The organism is Lysobacter sp. Root983 (genome assembly GCF_001429345.1).
GTDB lineage: Bacteria > Pseudomonadota > Gammaproteobacteria > Xanthomonadales > Xanthomonadaceae > Lysobacter.
Genome location: NZ_LMJO01000001.1, coordinates 885,734 through 901,343, shown reverse-complemented (window position 1 = coordinate 901,343; position 15,610 = coordinate 885,734). Strand labels below are relative to the sequence as shown.

At 69.8% G+C, this 15,610-nt stretch carries 16 protein-coding genes and 1 tRNA gene; 14 read left to right on the top strand and 3 right to left on the bottom strand.

The window, feature by feature from the left end; translation table 11 throughout:
* Positions 1–74 precede the first annotated feature (74 nt).
* The 4 genes from ASE43_RS03930 to ASE43_RS03915 all read left to right on the top strand — a co-directional run bounded on the left by ASE43_RS03930 (position 75) and on the right by ASE43_RS03915 (position 4,570).
* Entirely contained in the window at positions 75–1,115 is a 1,041-nt protein-coding gene (locus ASE43_RS03930) for an aspartate-semialdehyde dehydrogenase (RefSeq protein ID WP_056175472.1), read from the top strand.
* Between the two features lie 141 nt (positions 1,116–1,256).
* Positions 1,257–3,056: a FimV/HubP family polar landmark protein gene (locus ASE43_RS03925; RefSeq protein ID WP_235568641.1), complete on the top strand. Its 1,800-nt coding sequence runs from the start codon at positions 1,257–1,259 to the stop codon at positions 3,054–3,056.
* Between the two features lie 3 nt (positions 3,057–3,059).
* Positions 3,060–3,902 carry a tRNA pseudouridine(38-40) synthase TruA gene (gene truA / locus ASE43_RS03920; RefSeq protein ID WP_057159518.1) on the top strand — a complete coding sequence of 281 codons (843 nt, stop codon included), beginning with the start codon at positions 3,060–3,062 and terminating at the stop codon, positions 3,900–3,902.
* The gene (locus tag ASE43_RS03915; protein ID WP_057159517.1) at positions 3,899–4,570 is read left to right on the top strand and encodes a phosphoribosylanthranilate isomerase; all 672 of its coding nucleotides are present in this window, start codon (positions 3,899–3,901) and stop codon (positions 4,568–4,570) included. The genes truA and ASE43_RS03915 overlap by 4 nt, the downstream gene beginning before the upstream one ends.
* Before the next feature lie 322 nt (positions 4,571–4,892).
* Here the strand turns inward: ASE43_RS03915 and ASE43_RS03910 are convergent, their stop codons facing one another.
* The gene (locus ASE43_RS03910; RefSeq protein ID WP_057159516.1) at positions 4,893–5,783 is read right to left on the bottom strand and encodes a LysR family transcriptional regulator; all 891 of its coding nucleotides are present in this window, start codon (positions 5,781–5,783) and stop codon (positions 4,893–4,895) included.
* A 99-nt stretch (positions 5,784–5,882) separates the two neighbouring features.
* Here ASE43_RS03910 and trpB point away from each other — a divergent pair, with 99 nt between their 5' ends.
* The 5 genes from trpB (at position 5,883) to ASE43_RS03885 (ending at position 11,395) form a co-directional block, all read left to right on the top strand.
* Positions 5,883–7,094, top strand: coding sequence for a tryptophan synthase subunit beta (trpB, locus tag ASE43_RS03905; protein WP_057159515.1), 1,212 nt, complete (start codon positions 5,883–5,885; stop codon positions 7,092–7,094).
* 138 nt (positions 7,095–7,232) lie between these two features.
* Positions 7,233–8,072, top strand: a complete 840-nt coding sequence (gene trpA / locus ASE43_RS03900; protein WP_057159514.1) for a tryptophan synthase subunit alpha — start codon at positions 7,233–7,235, stop codon at positions 8,070–8,072.
* A gap of 127 nt (positions 8,073–8,199) precedes the next feature.
* Positions 8,200–9,099 carry an acetyl-CoA carboxylase, carboxyltransferase subunit beta gene (gene accD, locus ASE43_RS03895; RefSeq protein WP_057159513.1) on the top strand — a complete coding sequence of 300 codons (900 nt, stop codon included), beginning with the start codon at positions 8,200–8,202 and terminating at the stop codon, positions 9,097–9,099.
* Positions 9,096–10,439 (top strand): phosphoglucosamine mutase, encoded by a 1,344-nt coding sequence (gene glmM, locus ASE43_RS03890; RefSeq protein ID WP_057159512.1) that lies wholly within the window; start codon positions 9,096–9,098, stop codon positions 10,437–10,439. The genes accD and glmM overlap by 4 nt, the downstream gene beginning before the upstream one ends.
* Before the next feature lie 17 nt (positions 10,440–10,456).
* Positions 10,457–11,395 carry a 2-oxoglutarate and iron-dependent oxygenase domain-containing protein gene (locus ASE43_RS03885; protein ID WP_057159511.1) on the top strand — a complete coding sequence of 313 codons (939 nt, stop codon included), beginning with the start codon at positions 10,457–10,459 and terminating at the stop codon, positions 11,393–11,395.
* A 185-nt stretch (positions 11,396–11,580) separates the two neighbouring features.
* Here ASE43_RS03885 and ASE43_RS03880 read toward each other — a convergent pair whose 3' ends face one another.
* A complete protein-coding gene (locus ASE43_RS03880) occupies positions 11,581–12,108 on the bottom strand; it encodes a DNA-deoxyinosine glycosylase (protein WP_057159510.1) in 528 nt (175 codons plus the stop codon).
* A complete protein-coding gene (locus tag ASE43_RS03875; RefSeq protein WP_057159509.1) occupies positions 12,105–12,911 on the bottom strand; it encodes an SDR family oxidoreductase in 807 nt (268 codons plus the stop codon). Before ASE43_RS03875 ends, ASE43_RS03880 begins: the two co-directional genes overlap by 4 nt.
* A 102-nt stretch (positions 12,912–13,013) precedes the next feature.
* On the opposite strand from ASE43_RS03875, the gene tpiA reads away from it, so the two are divergent.
* The 5 genes from tpiA (at position 13,014) to ASE43_RS03850 (ending at position 15,609) form a co-directional block, all read left to right on the top strand.
* The gene (gene tpiA, locus ASE43_RS03870) at positions 13,014–13,763 is read left to right on the top strand and encodes a triose-phosphate isomerase (RefSeq protein ID WP_056175437.1); all 750 of its coding nucleotides are present in this window, start codon (positions 13,014–13,016) and stop codon (positions 13,761–13,763) included.
* Positions 13,764–13,821: 58 nt separating this feature from the next.
* Positions 13,822–14,319: a preprotein translocase subunit SecG gene (gene secG / locus ASE43_RS03865; RefSeq protein ID WP_056175434.1), complete on the top strand. Its 498-nt coding sequence runs from the start codon at positions 13,822–13,824 to the stop codon at positions 14,317–14,319.
* Between the two features lie 127 nt (positions 14,320–14,446).
* Positions 14,447–14,531: transfer RNA gene (locus ASE43_RS03860), tRNA-Leu, on the top strand.
* A 146-nt stretch (positions 14,532–14,677) separates the two neighbouring features.
* The gene (locus ASE43_RS03855) at positions 14,678–15,034 is read left to right on the top strand and encodes an NADH-quinone oxidoreductase subunit A (protein ID WP_056175431.1); all 357 of its coding nucleotides are present in this window, start codon (positions 14,678–14,680) and stop codon (positions 15,032–15,034) included.
* Complete coding sequence (locus ASE43_RS03850; RefSeq protein WP_055899751.1) at positions 15,025–15,609, top strand: NADH-quinone oxidoreductase subunit B; 585 nt, start codon at positions 15,025–15,027, stop codon at positions 15,607–15,609. The genes ASE43_RS03855 and ASE43_RS03850 overlap by 10 nt, the downstream gene beginning before the upstream one ends.
* The last annotated feature ends 1 nt before the right edge of the window (position 15,610 follow it).

Genomic DNA, 15,610 nt, shown 5'->3' with positions numbered 1-15,610 from the left:
TGGGCCGCTTTGACGAATCCCGAATCCCGAATCCCCAATCTCCGCTTTTTAACAAGCCAGGTAAATCGAGACTGATGAACGCCAAGACGTCCTGCAATGTCGCCGTGGTCGGTGCTACCGGAGCGGTCGGTGAAACCATGCTGAAAGTCCTCGCCGAGCGGAAATTCCCGATCGGCAAACTGCATGTGTTGGCGAGCGAACGCTCGGCGGGCGAGAAACTTCAGTTCGAAGGCAAAACCCTGGTGATCGAGGACCTGGCCACATTCGACCCGTCCGGCGTCGACATCGCCCTGTTCTCGGCCGGCGGTTCGGTGTCCAAGGAATACGCGCCCAAGTTCGCCGCCGCCGGCGCGGTGGTGATCGACAACTCCTCGGCCTTCCGCTACGACGACGACATCCCGCTGGTGATCAGCGAGGTCAATCCGGAGCAGATCGCTAACCGTCCGCGCGGCATCATCGCCAACCCGAACTGCTCGACCATGCAGATGCTGGTCGCGCTGGCGCCGATCCATCGCAAGGTCGGCATCGAGCGCATCAACGTCGCCACCTACCAGTCGGTGTCCGGCACCGGCCGGCGCGCGCTGGAGGAATTGGGTCGGCAGACCGCGGGCCTGCTGAATTTCCAGGAGACCAAGGCCGAGGTGTATCCGGTGCAGATCGCGTTCAACGTGATCCCGCACGGCGGCGACTTCCTCGACAACGGCTACACCAGCGAAGAGATGAAGCTGGTCTGGGAGACCCGCAAGATCCTCGGCGACGACTCGATCGGTGTGAACGCCACCGTGGTGCGGGTGCCGGTGTTCTACGCCCACTCCGAGGCGGTGCACATCGAGACCCGCGAGAAGCTCAGCGCAGCCGATGCGCGCAAGCTGCTGGAAGACGCGCCGGGCCTGGAAGTGGTGGACGAGGCGGTCGGCGGCGGCTATCCGACCCCGGTCACCCATGCTTCCGGCCACGACGCGGTCTACGTCGGCCGCATCCGCGACGACATCTCGCATCCGCGCGGCCTGTCGATGTGGGTGGTGGCCGACAACATCCGCAAGGGCGCGGCGCTCAACGCGGTGCAGCTGGCCGAGTTGGTCTGGGCCGAGCAGCGCGCGCAGCACGCCGCTTGAGCGCGGCGCTTAAGTCGGCCGGGCCGCATTGGGCCGCCTAAAACGCGGCGCAGGGCGTAATGTGACCGTATTGCGGCCGCATTGCGTATTAACCGTGGCGGCGGCTAGAGTCGCCGCCAGGGGACAGGGAGTGGGACCAGAGTGAAGCATCGTTTCGCGCGTACCGTGTTGGCATTGGCGCTGGCCTTGGCCAGCGGCGGCGCCTGCGCGCTCGGTCTGGGTCAGATCGAGGTCAAGTCGCGTTCCGACCAGCCGCTGCTGGCGGAGATCCCGATCGTCTCCAGCGATCCGGCCGAGTTGGAACAACTGCAGGCACGCCTGGCGTCGCCGGAGACCTTCGCCCGCATCGGCCTGATGCCACCGCAGGGCATCGTCTCCGATCTGCAATTCCAGGTCGCCCTGGACGCGCGCGGTAACCCGGTGATCCGGGTCACCAGCGAGCAGCCGGTGAACCAGCCGCTGGTGACCTTCCTGCTGGAAGTGGACTGGGGCCAGGGCCGTCTGGTGCGCGAGTACTCGGCGCTGATCGACACCCCCAAGACCGTATCGGCGCCGCTGCAGCCGCCGATCGAGGCGCCGGTGTCGGCGCCGTCCAATCTGATCGAACGCCCGATCGATCCGGCCGCGGTGATCGCCAGCGACACGCCGACCGATCCGGCCGCAGTGGTGCCGGACCCGGCCTCCGTCGACGCGGTGCCGGCCGCGCCCGCCAACGCCTTCCCCGAACAACCCACCGCGATCGCGATCGCGCCGCCGGCGCCAACTCCGGCGCCGCCGCTGAACGCCGCGCCGGTGAATCCGGGCGACGCGGCGATCGAAGTCAAACGCGGCGACGCCTTGTCGCGCATCGCCAGCGGGCTGGAACTGGGCGAGGGCGCCAGCCTGGACCAGACCATGGTCGCGCTGCTGCGCGCCAACCCCGACGCCTTCATCGGCGGCGACGTCAATCGCCTCAAGCAGGGTGCGGTGCTGCGCGTGCCCAGCGGCAACGAAGTGGCCAGCATCGACGCAGGCGAAGCCAGCGCGCTGGTGCGCGGGCAGATCCAACAGTGGCGCCAGGCGCGCCGCCCGGCGCCGCAGCCGGCGGTGGAGCCGGTGCCGCTGGCGACGGCGCCGCGCGCGGCCGGCAACAGCGCCGGCGCTGCGACGGACGCGACGGCCTCGGCCGGCGCGCGTCTGGAAATCGTCCCGCCCGGCGCCAGTCGCGCCGCGCGGGCGGGTACACAGTCCGGCATCAATGCCGGAGGCGAGGGCCAGATGCTGCGACAGGAACTGCAAGAATCCAAGGAATCGCTGGCCGCACGCGAGGCCGAACTCAGCGACCTCAAGGGCCGCGTCGCCGAGTTGGAGCAACTGCAGAAGCAGCAGCAACAGCTGATCCAGCTCAAGGACACCGAACTGGCCGCGGCGCAGCAGCGCCTGGCCGAGTCCAACCAGAAACAGGCCGCCGAGCAGGGCGGCGCGATGCTGCCGTGGGCGATCACCGGCGCGGTCCTGCTGCTGGCCGCGTTCGGCGCGTGGTTCCTGCGTCGGCGTCCGTCCAAGCCGGTGTTCCGCGCGCCGGTCGCGGCCGGCGCCGCCGGCCCGTCGATCGCCGACGCCTTCGCCGAACCCGCGGTCGAGCCGGTGGAGGTCGAAGCGCCGGTCGCGACGCCCGCCGCCGCCGCGCAGGCCGCGCCGTTCTGGACCACGCCGCAGTCGGCGCCCGGTACCGAGCGCAAAGTGCCGGCGTGGCACGTGGCCGCGGTCGGCAACGGCGAGCAGCCGGTGCAGGAGCCCTTGCTGGCCGCGCAACCGGGCCAGGAGCGCCTGGAACTGGCGCGCGCCTACATGGACCTGGGCGATCACGAAAGCGCGCGTCAGCTATTGGGCGAAGTCGCGGTCAACGGCGATCTGGCCGCGCGCCAGCAGGCCGCGCGGATGTTGCGCGAACTGGAGTAATGCGTGGCGTCTGAGGTTCCGGCGGCGTCCGCCGCGGCGGAGTCGGCCGCGACGCGACGCTACGCCCTGGGCATCGAATACGACGGCGGCGAGTTCTCCGGCTGGCAGCGTCTGAGCCGGCCGGGCGAACCCGACCTGCGCGGCGAACCCACCGTGCAAGGCGCGGTCGAGGCGGCGCTGTCCTTCGTCGCTGGCCGTCAGATCGACGTGACCTGCGCCGGTCGCACCGATGCCGGCGTGCATGCGTCCTGCCAGGTGGTGCATTTCGACGGCCCGGCGATGCGCGAGCCGCGCGGCTGGGTGCTGGGCACCACCTCGCGCCTGCCGCCGTCGGTGTGCGTGCGCTGGTGCGTGCCGGTCGCCGACGACTTCCATGCCCGTTTCTCGGCGCGCGCGCGCCGCTACCGCTATCGCATTCTCAACCGGCCGGTGCGTCCGGCCCTGCAGCGCCAGTACCTGAGTTGGGAGCGGCGTCCGCTCGATGCCGACGCCATGCATCGCGCGGCCCAGGCGCTGCTGGGCGAGAACGACTTCTCGGCCTTCCGGACCGTGCATTGCCAGGCGCCGCACGCGCGCCGCGACCTGCAATACATCGCCGTGCGCCGCGACGGCGACATCGTCGAGATGGAAGTGCAGGCCAACGCCTTCCTGCATCACATGGTCCGCAACATCGTCGGCAGCCTGCTGCCGGTGGGGCGCGGCGAACAACCCGAAGCATGGATCGCGCAGCTGCTGGCCGGACGCGACCGCGCCAAAGCCGGGCCGACCGCGCCCTCGGCCGGGCTGGTGTTCGTCGGTCCGCGCTACCCTGCGGACTGGCCACTGCCGGCGGAGGTATTGCTGTGACCCACGCGCCCAAGACCCTGTTCCGTACCCGCATCAAGTTCTGCGGCTTCACCCGCCCCGGCGACGTGCGCCTGGCCTGCGAACTCGGCGCCGATGCGATCGGTTTCGTGTTCGCCGAATCCAGCAAGCGCCGCGTCGAGGCCGAAGAGGCGCGCGCGATGCGTCAGGCGTTGGCGCCGCTGGTGGATGCGGTGGCCTTGTTCATGGACAACCCGGCCGAACAGGTGCGCGAAGTGGTGCGCCAGGTCCGTCCCAGCCTGCTGCAATTCCATGGCGACGAGAACGACACCTTCTGTCGCTCCTTCGGCGTGCCGTATCTGAAAGCGGTGGCGATGGGCGAGGGCGTCGATCCGGCGGTGCCGCAGGGCCTGGCTCTGCACGCGCGCTACCCGGCCGCGGCCGGTTTCCTGCTCGACAGCCACGTCGCCGGCGGCAGCGGCGGCAGCGGCAAGACCTTCGACTGGTCGCGCATACCGGCCGCCATGCACAAGCCCTTCCTGCTCGCCGGCGGGTTGGTGCCCGATAACGTGTTCGACGCCATCCAGGCCACCCGGCCCTGGGGTGTGGACGTGTCCAGCGGTATCGAGAGCGCGCCAGGCCGTAAGGACGGCGATTTGATGCGACGCTTCGTCGAAGAAGTAAGACGCGCGGATTGCCACGCCGATTGAGCCGCAAAGCGCGGCCTGCTTTCGGGTAGGAACGGCGTAAGCGACCTGCGGCCGACGACCTAAGGCGTGGGGTGTGGTGAGCCAAAGGCGAACCGCACCATCGCCAGACACCGCATGCCCGCGACGGTGCGGTTGCCACCGCAGCCTACGGTTCGCTGTCTGTGGGAGCGACGTGAGTCGCGATGCGTGGCGGCAGAGGACGGCGGAGTTGGAGAGCTGGATGCTCCGATCGCGACTGACGTCGCTCCCACAGAAGGCGGGTGGGGCCGGTTCTGATCGAACCGCGAAGCGCACGCGCGCTCTCAAGGGCGAACAGCCACGCTCAATCCCGCGCCAAGGCCTCGCGCAACCACGTCGCCAATTCCGCCACCCGCGCATCCTCGCGGCGCTTCGGCGCGCACAACACCCAGCGCGCGTCGGTGTCGACGAACCCCCAGGGCGCGAGCAGGCGGCCGGCGGCCAGATCCTCGGCCACCAACGGCTGCGGCGCGATCGCCACGCCCAGCCCTGCGTTGGCCGCTTCCAACAAGTAATACAGATGAGCGAAGGCGGTGCCCGGACGCAGCGCGGCCGGGTCCAAGCCGACCCGCGCGGCCCAGTCGCGCCAGGCCTGCGGGCGCGAGGCGGTGTGCAGCAATTCCAGCCCGCATAGCGCGTCCGGCGGCGCCCCGATCAATGCGGCCGCGCCCGGCCAACGCGGGCTCAGCACCGGGCCGATGCGCTCCACCGCCAGCTCGCGCACCGTCCAATCCGACGGCCAGGGCGGCGCCGCGATCAGCAGCGCCGCGTCCAGACCGGCCAGCGCCGCGTCGGGTGCGGTGTCGTTGGCGGCCAGATGCAGGCGTAGCGCCGGGCGCTCGCGCGCCAGCCGGTCCAGGCGCGGAATCATCCAGCGCGCCAGCACGCTGCCGGGGCAGCCCAGCACCAGCGGGGTCTGTTCCGGCCGTCGCTGCAGTTCGGCCCAGGCCGCGCGCAGCGGCGCGAAGCCGTCGCTGGCGGCCTCGTACAGACGCTGTCCGGCCGGCGTCAGCGCCAGTCCGCGCCCCTCGCGCTGGAACAAAGCGCTGCCCAGTGCCTCTTCCAGCAAGCGCAGCTGGCGGCTGACCGCGCCATGAGTCACGTGCAGTTCGGCCGCGGCGCGGCCGACGCCGTCCAGCCGCGCCACCGCCTCGAAGGCGCGCAGGGCGTTGAGCGGGGGCAGGGCACGGCTCATGGGATAAGTGAGTTTTACTGACAGGTCAGGCCTATTTTATGCGTTATCGTCGGGTCTTGCTTGCGATAAAGTGGCGGGACTCTACTCGTCAGCCGCGCCGTGACCGCCATTACCGATTACCACGCCTACCCGGACGCCTCCGGCCATTTCGGTCGCTACGGCGGTCGCTTCGTCGCCGAGACCCTGATCGGCCCGCTGGAGGAACTGGCCGCGGCTTACGACGCCGCGCGCGTCGATCCGGCCTTCATCGAGGCTTTCGACCGCGACCTGGCGCACTACGTAGGCCGGCCCAGCCCGATCTATCACGCCCAGCGCCTGAGCGACGAGGTCGGCGGCGCGCGCATCCTGCTCAAGCGCGAGGACCTGAACCACACCGGCGCGCACAAGATCAACAACACCATCGGCCAGGCCCTGCTGGCCAGCCGCATGGGCAAGACCCGGATCATCGCCGAGACCGGCGCCGGCCAGCACGGCGTCGCCAGCGCCACCGTGGCCGCGCGCCTGGGCCTGGAATGCGTGGTCTACATGGGCGCGACCGACATCGAGCGCCAGAAGATCAACGTCTACCGCATGAAGCTGCTGGGGGCGACCGTGGTGCCGGTGACCAGCGGTTCGGCCACGCTCAAGGACGCGCTCAACGAGGCCATGCGCGACTGGGTCACCAACGTGCGCGACACCTTCTACATCATCGGCACCGTCGCCGGCCCGGACCCGTATCCGCGCATGGTGCGCGACTTCAACGCCATCGTCGGGCGCGAGGCGCGCGCGCAGATGCTGGCCGAGTACGGCCGCCTGCCGGATGCGATCACCGCCTGCGTCGGCGGCGGCAGCAACGCGATCGGCCTGTTCCACGCCTTTCTCAACGACGCTTCGGTGCGCATCGTCGGCGCCGAGGCGGCGGGCGAGGGCATCGCCAGCGGCCACCACGCCGCCTCGCTGGCCGCCGGCCGCCCCGGCGTGCTGCACGGCAACCGCACTTATGTGCTGTGCGACGACGAGGGTCAGATCATCGAGACCCATTCGGTCTCCGCCGGCCTGGATTACCCCGGCGTCGGCCCCGAGCACGCCTTCCTTAAGGACGCCGGCCGCGCCGAGTACGTGGGCGTGAGCGACGACGAGGCCCTGGCCGCCTTCCATCAGCTCGCACGCACCGAGGGCATCCTGGCCGCCTTGGAATCCAGCCATGCCATCGCCCAGGCGGTGAAGTTGGCGCGCACCATGCCCAAGGACCAGATCGTGCTGTGCAATCTGTCGGGGCGCGGCGATAAGGATGTGCATACGATCGCTGGGCGCGAGGGGATCGTGTTTTGAAACAGGATTGAGCGCAGAGGAGCGAGAAGGGAGCGAGGAGCGCGCGATCAATCCGCCAGCCTGCTCCCCCGCTGTTTCTCCACCCTTGCGCTCTCGCTCTAACTCACTCCTCACTCCTCTAAGCCCACTCCTGCCCTCATGAACCGCATCGACACCCGCTTCGCCGCGCTCAAGGCGCACAGCCGCAAGGCCCTGGTCCCCTTTATCACCGCCGGCGATCCGTCGCTGGAGGCGACCGTGCCGGTGATGCATGCGCTGGCCGCCGCCGGCGCCGACGTGATCGAGCTCGGGGTGCCATTCTCCGATCCGATGGCCGATGGCCCGACCATCCAGCGCAGCTCCGAGCGCGCGATCGCGCGGGGCGCGGGCCTGTCGTACGCGCTGCGCTGCGTGGCGGAGTTTCGGCAGCGCGACGCCGATACGCCGGTGGTGCTGATGGGCTACCTCAATCCGATCGAGATCCGCGGCTCGGCGCGCTTCGCCGCCGAAGCGGTCGCGGCCGGCGTCGACGGCGTGCTGCTGGTCGACCTGCCGCCCGAGGAAGCCGCCGAACTGCGCGCGGATTTCGCGGCCGCGGGCCTGCAGCTGATCCTGCTGGCGTCGCCGACCACCACCGACGCGCGTCTGGCGCTGCTCTGCGACGACGCCCAGGGCTACCTCTACTACGTGAGTTTTGCCGGTGTGACCGGCGCCGACCGCCTCGACGCGGTCGCCGCCAACGAGCGCCTGCGCGAAATCCGCCTGCGCAGCCGGGTGCCGGTGGTGGCCGGTTTCGGCATCAAGGACGCCGCCAGCGCCAGCGCGATGGCGCGCGAGGCCGAGGGCGTGGTGGTGGGCAGCGCCTTGGTCGCGGCGCTAGCCGAGACCCAAGCCCAGCCTGCCGTCGCGGCGAGCGCCGAGACCGACGCCGCCGCTGCGGTCGCGGCCGCCACCGCGTTCCTGACGCCGCTGCGGCAAGCGCTGGACGCCCCGACCTAAGTTCCGGCGGTTGCAGGCGCCCCTGCCTGGCCCAAACCTGGCTGCGCTAAACTGACCCGCTAGGCCGGGTTCCGCCACGGACCGTGGACCGGCACCCTTAGCAGCCTGAACGGGAAAAACGCACCGCATGTCCTGGCTCAAAAAACTCATGCCCGGCAGCCGCACCGGCATCCGCACCGACTCCGCCGGCGCCAAGCGCCGCAGCGTGCCCGAGGGGCTGTGGGAGAAGTGCGACCGCTGCGGCGCCGTGCTCTACCGGCCCGAGCTCGAGGAAAACCTCGAGGTCTGCCCCAAGTGCAGCTTCCACATGCCGATCCGCGGCCGGGTCCGCCTGAACGCGCTGTTCGACCCCGGCAGCACCACCGAGATCGGCGCCGAACTGGGCCCGACCGACGTGCTCAAGTTCAAGGACCAGAAGAAGTACTCCGACCGCATCAAGGCCGCGCAGAAAGCCACCGGCGAGCGCGACGCCCTGATCGCGATGCGCGGCACCCTCAAGCAGCGCCCGCTGGTCGCGTGCTCGTTCGACTTCGCCTATATGGGCGGTTCGATGGGTTCGGTGGTCGGCGAGCGCTTCGCGCGCGCGGCCGAGGCCGCGCTGGAGATCGGCTGCCCCTTCGTGTGCTTCTCCGCCAGCGGCGGCGCGCGCATGCAGGAAAGCCTGTTCTCGCTGATGCAGATGGCCAAGACCTCGGCCGCGCTCGGCCGCCTGCGCGAGGCCGGTCTGCCGTACATCTCGGTGATGACCCATCCGACCACGGGCGGCGTCTCGGCTTCGTTCGCGATGCTGGGCGACATCAATATGGCCGAACCCGAGGCCCTGATCGGCTTCGCCGGCCCGCGCGTGATCGAGCAGACCGTGCGCGAGAAGCTGCCCGAAGGCTTCCAGCGCAGCGAGTTCCTGGTCGCCCACGGCGCCATCGACCAGATCTGCGACCGCCGCGAACTGCGCGAACGCTTGGCCCATCTGCTGGCCCTGCTGATGAAGCAGCCGCAGCCGGAAGACGACGCGGAGGCCGCCGCTTGAGCCGCAAGTATTTCGGCACCGACGGCATCCGCGGTCGGGTGGGCGAGGGCGCCATCTCGGCCGATTTCGTGCTCCGCCTGGGCAACGCCTACGGCCACGCCCTGGCGCGCCGCGACTGGCGCAAGCCGGTGGTGATCATCGGCAAGGACACCCGCATTTCGAACTACATGTTCGAGGCCGCGCTCGAGGCAGGCTTGGTCGCCGCTGGCGTCGACGTGCAGCTGATGGGGCCGATGCCGACCCCGGCGGTCGCGCACCTGACCCACTCGATGCGCGCCGACGGCGGCATCGTGATCTCGGCCTCGCACAATCCGCATTACGACAACGGCATCAAGTTCTTCTCGGCCGAGGGCGAGAAGCTCGACGACGCCACCGAATTGGCGATCGAGGCCGCGCTGGAACAGCCGTTCCGCACCGTGCCCTCCGAAGAGCTGGGCAAGGCGGTGCGCACGCGCGATGCGCTGGGCCGTTACATCGAGGCCTGCAAGGGCTCGGTGCCCAAGGGCTTCGACCTGGGTGGCATGCGCATCGCCATGGACTGCGCCAACGGCGCGACCTATCAGCTCGGCCCGCTGGTGCTGCGCGAGCTGGGCGCGCGCGTGGATGCGATCGGCATCGACCCCAACGGCCTCAACATCAACGACGGCGTCGGCTCGACCCACCCGGAGACCCTGGCCGAACGCGTCAGGGCCAGCGGCGCCGATCTGGGCATCGCCTTCGACGGCGACGGCGACCGCGTGCTGTTCGTCGACGGCGACGGCACGGTGCGCGACGGCGACGACCTGCTGTACGTGCTGGCCTGCGACTGGCAGGACAGCGGCCGCCTGCGGGGCCCGGTGGTCGGCACCCTGATGACCAACTACGCCCTGGAACGTGCGTTTCAACAGCGCGGCATCGGCTTCCTGCGCGCCAAGGTCGGCGACCGCTACGTGCACCAGCAGCTGATCGCCCACGACGCGGTGCTCGGCGGCGAGGCCTCCGGTCACTTGCTGTGTCTGGACCGCGCCAGCACCGGCGACGGCATCGTCAGCGCGCTGCAGGTGCTGGAGGTGCTGCGCCGCCGCGGCGTCAGCCTGTCCCAGGCCCTGCAGGGCTTCGTCAAAGTGCCGCAGAAAACCGTCAACGTGCGTTACGAAGGCAGCGCCAAGCCGGCCGAAGCGCCAGCGGTGCAGGCCGCGCTGGCGCAGGCGCAGACCGCCGTGGCCGGCCGCGGCCGCGCCTTCCTGCGTCCGTCCGGCACCGAGCCGGTGGTGCGCGTGACCGTCGAGGCGGATGATCGGCAACTGATGTTGGACACGCTGCAGCGCCTGGCCGATGCCGTGCGCGCGGCGGCGCAATGAACCCACGAGACCCAGACATGACTTCTCAGATTCCGACCCTGGACATCCGCCGCTACGACACCGACCGCGACGCTTTCGTGGCCGAGCTCGGCGCGGCCTACCGCGAATGGGGCTTCGCCGGCATCCGCGGCCACGGCATCCCGGCAGAGCAAATCGACCAGTCCTACGACTTGTTCAAGCGGTTCTTCGCCCTGCCTGAGGAAACCAAGCGCAAGTACCACGTGCCCGGCAGCGGCGGCGCGCGCGGCTACACCCCGTTCGGCGTGGAGACCGCCAAGGACTCCAAGCACTTCGACCTCAAGGAGTTCTGGCACGTCGGCCGCGAGATTCCGCGCGACTCCCAATACGCCGAGGCGATGCCGGCCAACCTGTGGCCGGACGAGATCCCCGAGTTCCGCGACCAGGCCTACGGCCTGTACCAGGCGCTCGACCATCTGGGTTCGCGCGTGCTCAGCGCGCTGGCCCTGCACATCGGCCTGCCGGAGAACTACTTCGCCGACAAGACCGACTCGGGCAATTCGATCCTGCGCCCGATCCACTACCCGCCGATCACCGCCGACAACATTCCCAACGAGCGCGCCGGCGCGCACGAGGACATCAACCTGATCACCCTGCTGGTCGGCGCGAGTTCGGAAGGCCTGGAAGTGAAGTCGCGCAAGGGCGAGTGGGTGCCGTTCACCGCCGATGCCGACACCATCGTGGTCAACATCGGCGACATGCTGCAGCGCCTGACCAACCACGTGTATCCCTCGACCACCCATCGCGTGGTCAATCCGCCGGGCGAAAAGGCGCGCCAGCCGCGCTACTCGACCCCGTTCTTCCTGCACCCGAATCCGGATTTCCTGATCGACGTGCTGCCCTCGACGATCACCGCGGACAATCCCAAGCGCTATCCGGAGCCGATCACCGCGCAGGGCTATCTGGAAGAGCGCTTGCGCGAAATCAAGCTGAAGTAAGGTTCGTTACGCCCTGGCTCATGAGCCCCTCTCCCGCTCGCGGGAGAGGGGTTGGGGTGAGGGCCCGCGCAGCATCAAGCCCGCGCCGCCGCTCCCATTTCGCGCGCCCTATCCGGCGCTACGCGCCACCTACTCAGCCCTTCCTACGCTCGCCGCCAGCGGGATTAGGGCCTCGCGACACGATGTCAGGCGGGGGTCAGGGCAATGCCCGCGTCGGACAAGGCCTCCCGCCAAGCCGCCAGCTTCACTTCCGGCCGCTGCCCCGCATTCGCCGGGCTCGTCGAGGGCAGCCGTCGCAGCAGCGGCGCCGGCCCCGCCAGCCCCGGCAGCACCAGGCGTCGAAAGCTCGTTTCCGCCTGTGCCCCGTTGAACAGCACCGTCGCCACCCGCGGATGCGCGGCGAAGAAGCCCGCGAAGTCGTTGGCCTGCGGCGCCCGGATCGCCGTGTCCAGGCTGCCGACGCGCTCGCAGCTGGCCAGTACGTCCCACAGCGCGATCCCCGCGTCGAGCAGCCGCTGCAGGCGCTGCTCGTAGGGCAGGGCAGGCGTGGCGCCGACCAGCGCGCCCATGATCGGCCAGAACCGATTCTGCGGATGCGCGTAATAGCGCGTGGCCGCCAGCGAGGCCTCGCCGGGCATGCTGCCCAGCACCAGCACGCGCGCGTCGGCGGTCGCCACCGGTGCGAAGCTGCTGAGCCTTGCGCCGCCGCTCATTCGGCGTCGCGGAAATCGCTGGCCCGGCGCGCGACCAGAGCGGTGGCGACGCGGTCGGGCAGGTACTTGGCCAGGCCGGCGACGACCTTGTTGGCGGTGCCGGTGATGCAGCGCGCGTCGCCGCGCTCGACCGCGTCCACGCCCAGGCGCGCGACCGTGTCGGCGTCCAGCCACAGCCATTTCGGCAGGCGCGAGATGCGCTCGCGCATGCCGTTGACGTCGTGGAACTCGGTATAGGTGAAACCCGGGCATAGCGCGGTCACATGCACGCCGCGCGGCCGGCTTTCCAGCGCCAGCGATTGGCTGAAGCGAATCACGAAGCTCTTGGCCGCGCCGTACAGGGTGTGCCCGGCCGAGGGCGGCGCCAGCCCGGCCAGCGAGGCGATGTTGAGGATGCGGCCGTGGCCGCGCTGCTCCATCTCGGGCAGGTAGCGGTGGCTGAGTTCGGCGACCGCGGTCACCATCACCTGCAGGAAGTCGGCATGGACCTTCCAGTCGTCGGCCAGGTAGCGCCCAGGCACGCCGTAGCCGGCGTTGTTGACCAGATGGCCGATCGCCAGGCCGCGGCGGCGGGTTTCGGCCTGCAGCCGCGCGGGCGCGGCCGGGTCGGCGAGGTCGGCGGCGATCACTTCCACCGCGACGCGGTCGCGCAGCTCGGCGGCCAGGGCCTGCAGGCGGTCCTCGCGGCGCGCGGTCAGCACCAGCGGCACGCCGCGGCGCGCGTACTCGCGGGCGAGGGCGGCGCCGATGCCGGCCGAGGCGCCCGTGATCAGGGCGTAGGGGGTGTTTGCGGTTTCGGGCATGGAGGCCTTCGTTGCCGGTCGTGTCGGGGTTCCTCGCCGCGCGCGGTCCGTGCGCGGGCGGGGCTGCGGTAAACTTGCGTCCTTTCGTACCACGGAGTGGCCATGCGCCGCAGGATCGTCGCCGGAAACTGGAAGCTGCATGGCAGCCGCGAGTTCGCCTTCGGGTTGCTGGATCAGGTCGCCGCGCAGGCGCCGGCCGGGGTCGAGCGCATCATCCTGCCGCCGCTGCCCTACCTGGGCGAGCTGATCGAGCACTACCTCGGCCGCGGTCTGGACTTCGGCGCGCAGGACGTGAGCAGCAACGAGAAGGGCGCCTACACCGGCGAAGTCTCGGCGGCGATGCTCAAGGACGTGGGCGCGGGCTATGGCCTGGTCGGCCATTCCGAGCGCCGCCAGTACCACGCCGAGAGCAGCGAGCTGGTCGCGCGCAAGTTCGCCGCCGCCAAGGCCGCCGGCCTGGTGCCGATCCTGTGCGTGGGCGAGACCCTGAGCGAGCGCGAGGACGGCCAGACCGAGTATCGCCTGCAGGAGCAGCTGAGCCCGGTGCTGGAACTGCTGGGCGTGGCGGCGCTGGAGGGCGCGATCCTGGCCTACGAGCCGGTCTGGGCCATCGGCACCGGCAAGACCGCCAGCCCGGAGCAGGCGCAGGCCGTGCACGCATTCATTCGTAGCGAAATCGCCGGACACGATGCTAGAATTGCTGGCTCGCTACCCATTCTGTACGGCGGTAGCGTGAAGGCCGACAACGCCGCCGCGCTGTTTTCCCAGCCGGACGTCGACGGCGGCCTGATCGGTGGGGCCTCCCTGGTCGCCGCCGATTTCAACGCCATCGCAGCCGCGGCGGCACCCTGACGAACTTTCGGGCCCGCCCGGCGGTCGTCACAACGTAGCCAAAGAAAAGAATTCGACGATGCTGTTGTTCCTCAACGTCATCTATGTGTTGATCGCGATCGCCATGGTCGCGCTGATCCTGATGCAACGCGGCGCAGGCGCGCAGGCGGGCTCGGGCTTCGGCGGCGGCGCTTCGGCGACCGTGTTCGGCGCCCGCGGTTCCTCCAACTTCCTGTCCAAGGCCACCAAGTGGCTGGCCATCGCGTTCTTCGCGATCAGCCTGTTCATGGCCTGGCAGGCCTCGCGCGGCGCCGCTGGCGGCGCTGCTCCGGCCTCGCAGGACGTCGGCTTGGCCGCGGACATCGCCAACACCCCGGCCAAGCCCGCTACCCCGGCCCCCGGCAGCACGGTTCCGAGCGCTCCGGCGCAGACGGCTCCGGCGGCTCCGGCTTCGACCGTGCCCAGCGCGCCGGCGACCACCGCGCCGCAGGCGCCGGCCGCCAGCGGGACCACGGTCCCGGCCGCTCCGGCCCCGCAGCAGGCCCCGCCGCAGTCGCAACCGGCTTCGGGCGGCTGACAAAGCGCGGTAATATAGAGCTTGTGATTCAAGCGGCCCGGAACGGACGACCGGGGCGCGGTCAGCGATGACCGAACGGCTTCGCGCGGTACTGACGGAGTCAGGGCCAGGATGGCCAGGTTTGATTGCCCAGATGGCGGAATTGGTAGACGCACTACCTTGAGGTGGTAGCGACGTAAGTCGTGGGGGTTCGAGTCCCCCTTTGGGCACCACACCGAATCAGCTACACCACGCACCAACTACCCGAGGTGCGGCACGCACGGCGGGCCGCGCCACTGGCCTGATCGGCATTCCGAACAGGACCATACCGCCGAGCCAAGGCTGCGGAAACGCGGCCAAGTAGCCGAGAGAACACCGAGTGCTGGCCGAATACCTGCCGACCCTGCTGTTCCTGATCGTCGCCAGCGTCATTGGCGTCGCCCTGTTGGTGGTAGGCAACACGCTCGGGCCCAAGCGCCCGACTGTGGAGAAGCTATCTCCCTACGAATGCGGCTTCGAGGCCTTCGAGGCCGCGCGCATGCAATTCGACGTGCGCTACTACCTCATCGCCATCCAGTTCATCATTTTCGATCTGGAAATCATCTTCATCGTGCCCTGGGCCACCGTGTTCCGCGAACTCGGTCCGATCGGCCTGATCGAGATGGGCATCTTCGCCAGCATGCTCCTGCTCGGCTTCGTCTACGTCTGGAAGAAGGGAGCGCTCGAATGGGAGTGATCCAAACCGTCAGCGACACCGTCTCGGGTCTGATGCACAACCCGATCCCGGAAGGCCGCCTCGACGACATCCTGCGCCCGGAAGGCGAGAACCCGCTGTTGCAGCAGGGGTTCGTCACCACCAATCTGGACACGCTCTGGAACTGGGCGCGCACCGGCTCGATGTGGCCGATGACCTTCGGCCTGGCCTGCTGCGCGGTCGAAATGATGCACGCCGGCGCCTCGCGCCTGGACCTGGACCGCTACGGCGTGGTGTTCCGCCCGTCGCCGCGCCAGTCCGACGTGATGATCGTGGCCGGCACCCTGGTCAACAAGATGGCCCCGGCGCTGCGCAAGGTCTACGACCAGATGCCCGACCCCAAGTGGGTGATCTCGATGGGCAGCTGCGCCAACGGCGGCGGCTACTACCACTATTCCTACGCGGTGGTGCGCGGTTGCGACCGCGTGGTGCCGGTCGACGTGTACGTGCCGGGCTGCCCGCCGACCGCCGAAGCGCTGGTCTACGGCATCCTGCAACTGCAGCGCAAGATCCGCCGCGGCACCAACTTCGGCGAGCACAAGCAGGGCATGCGCTGAC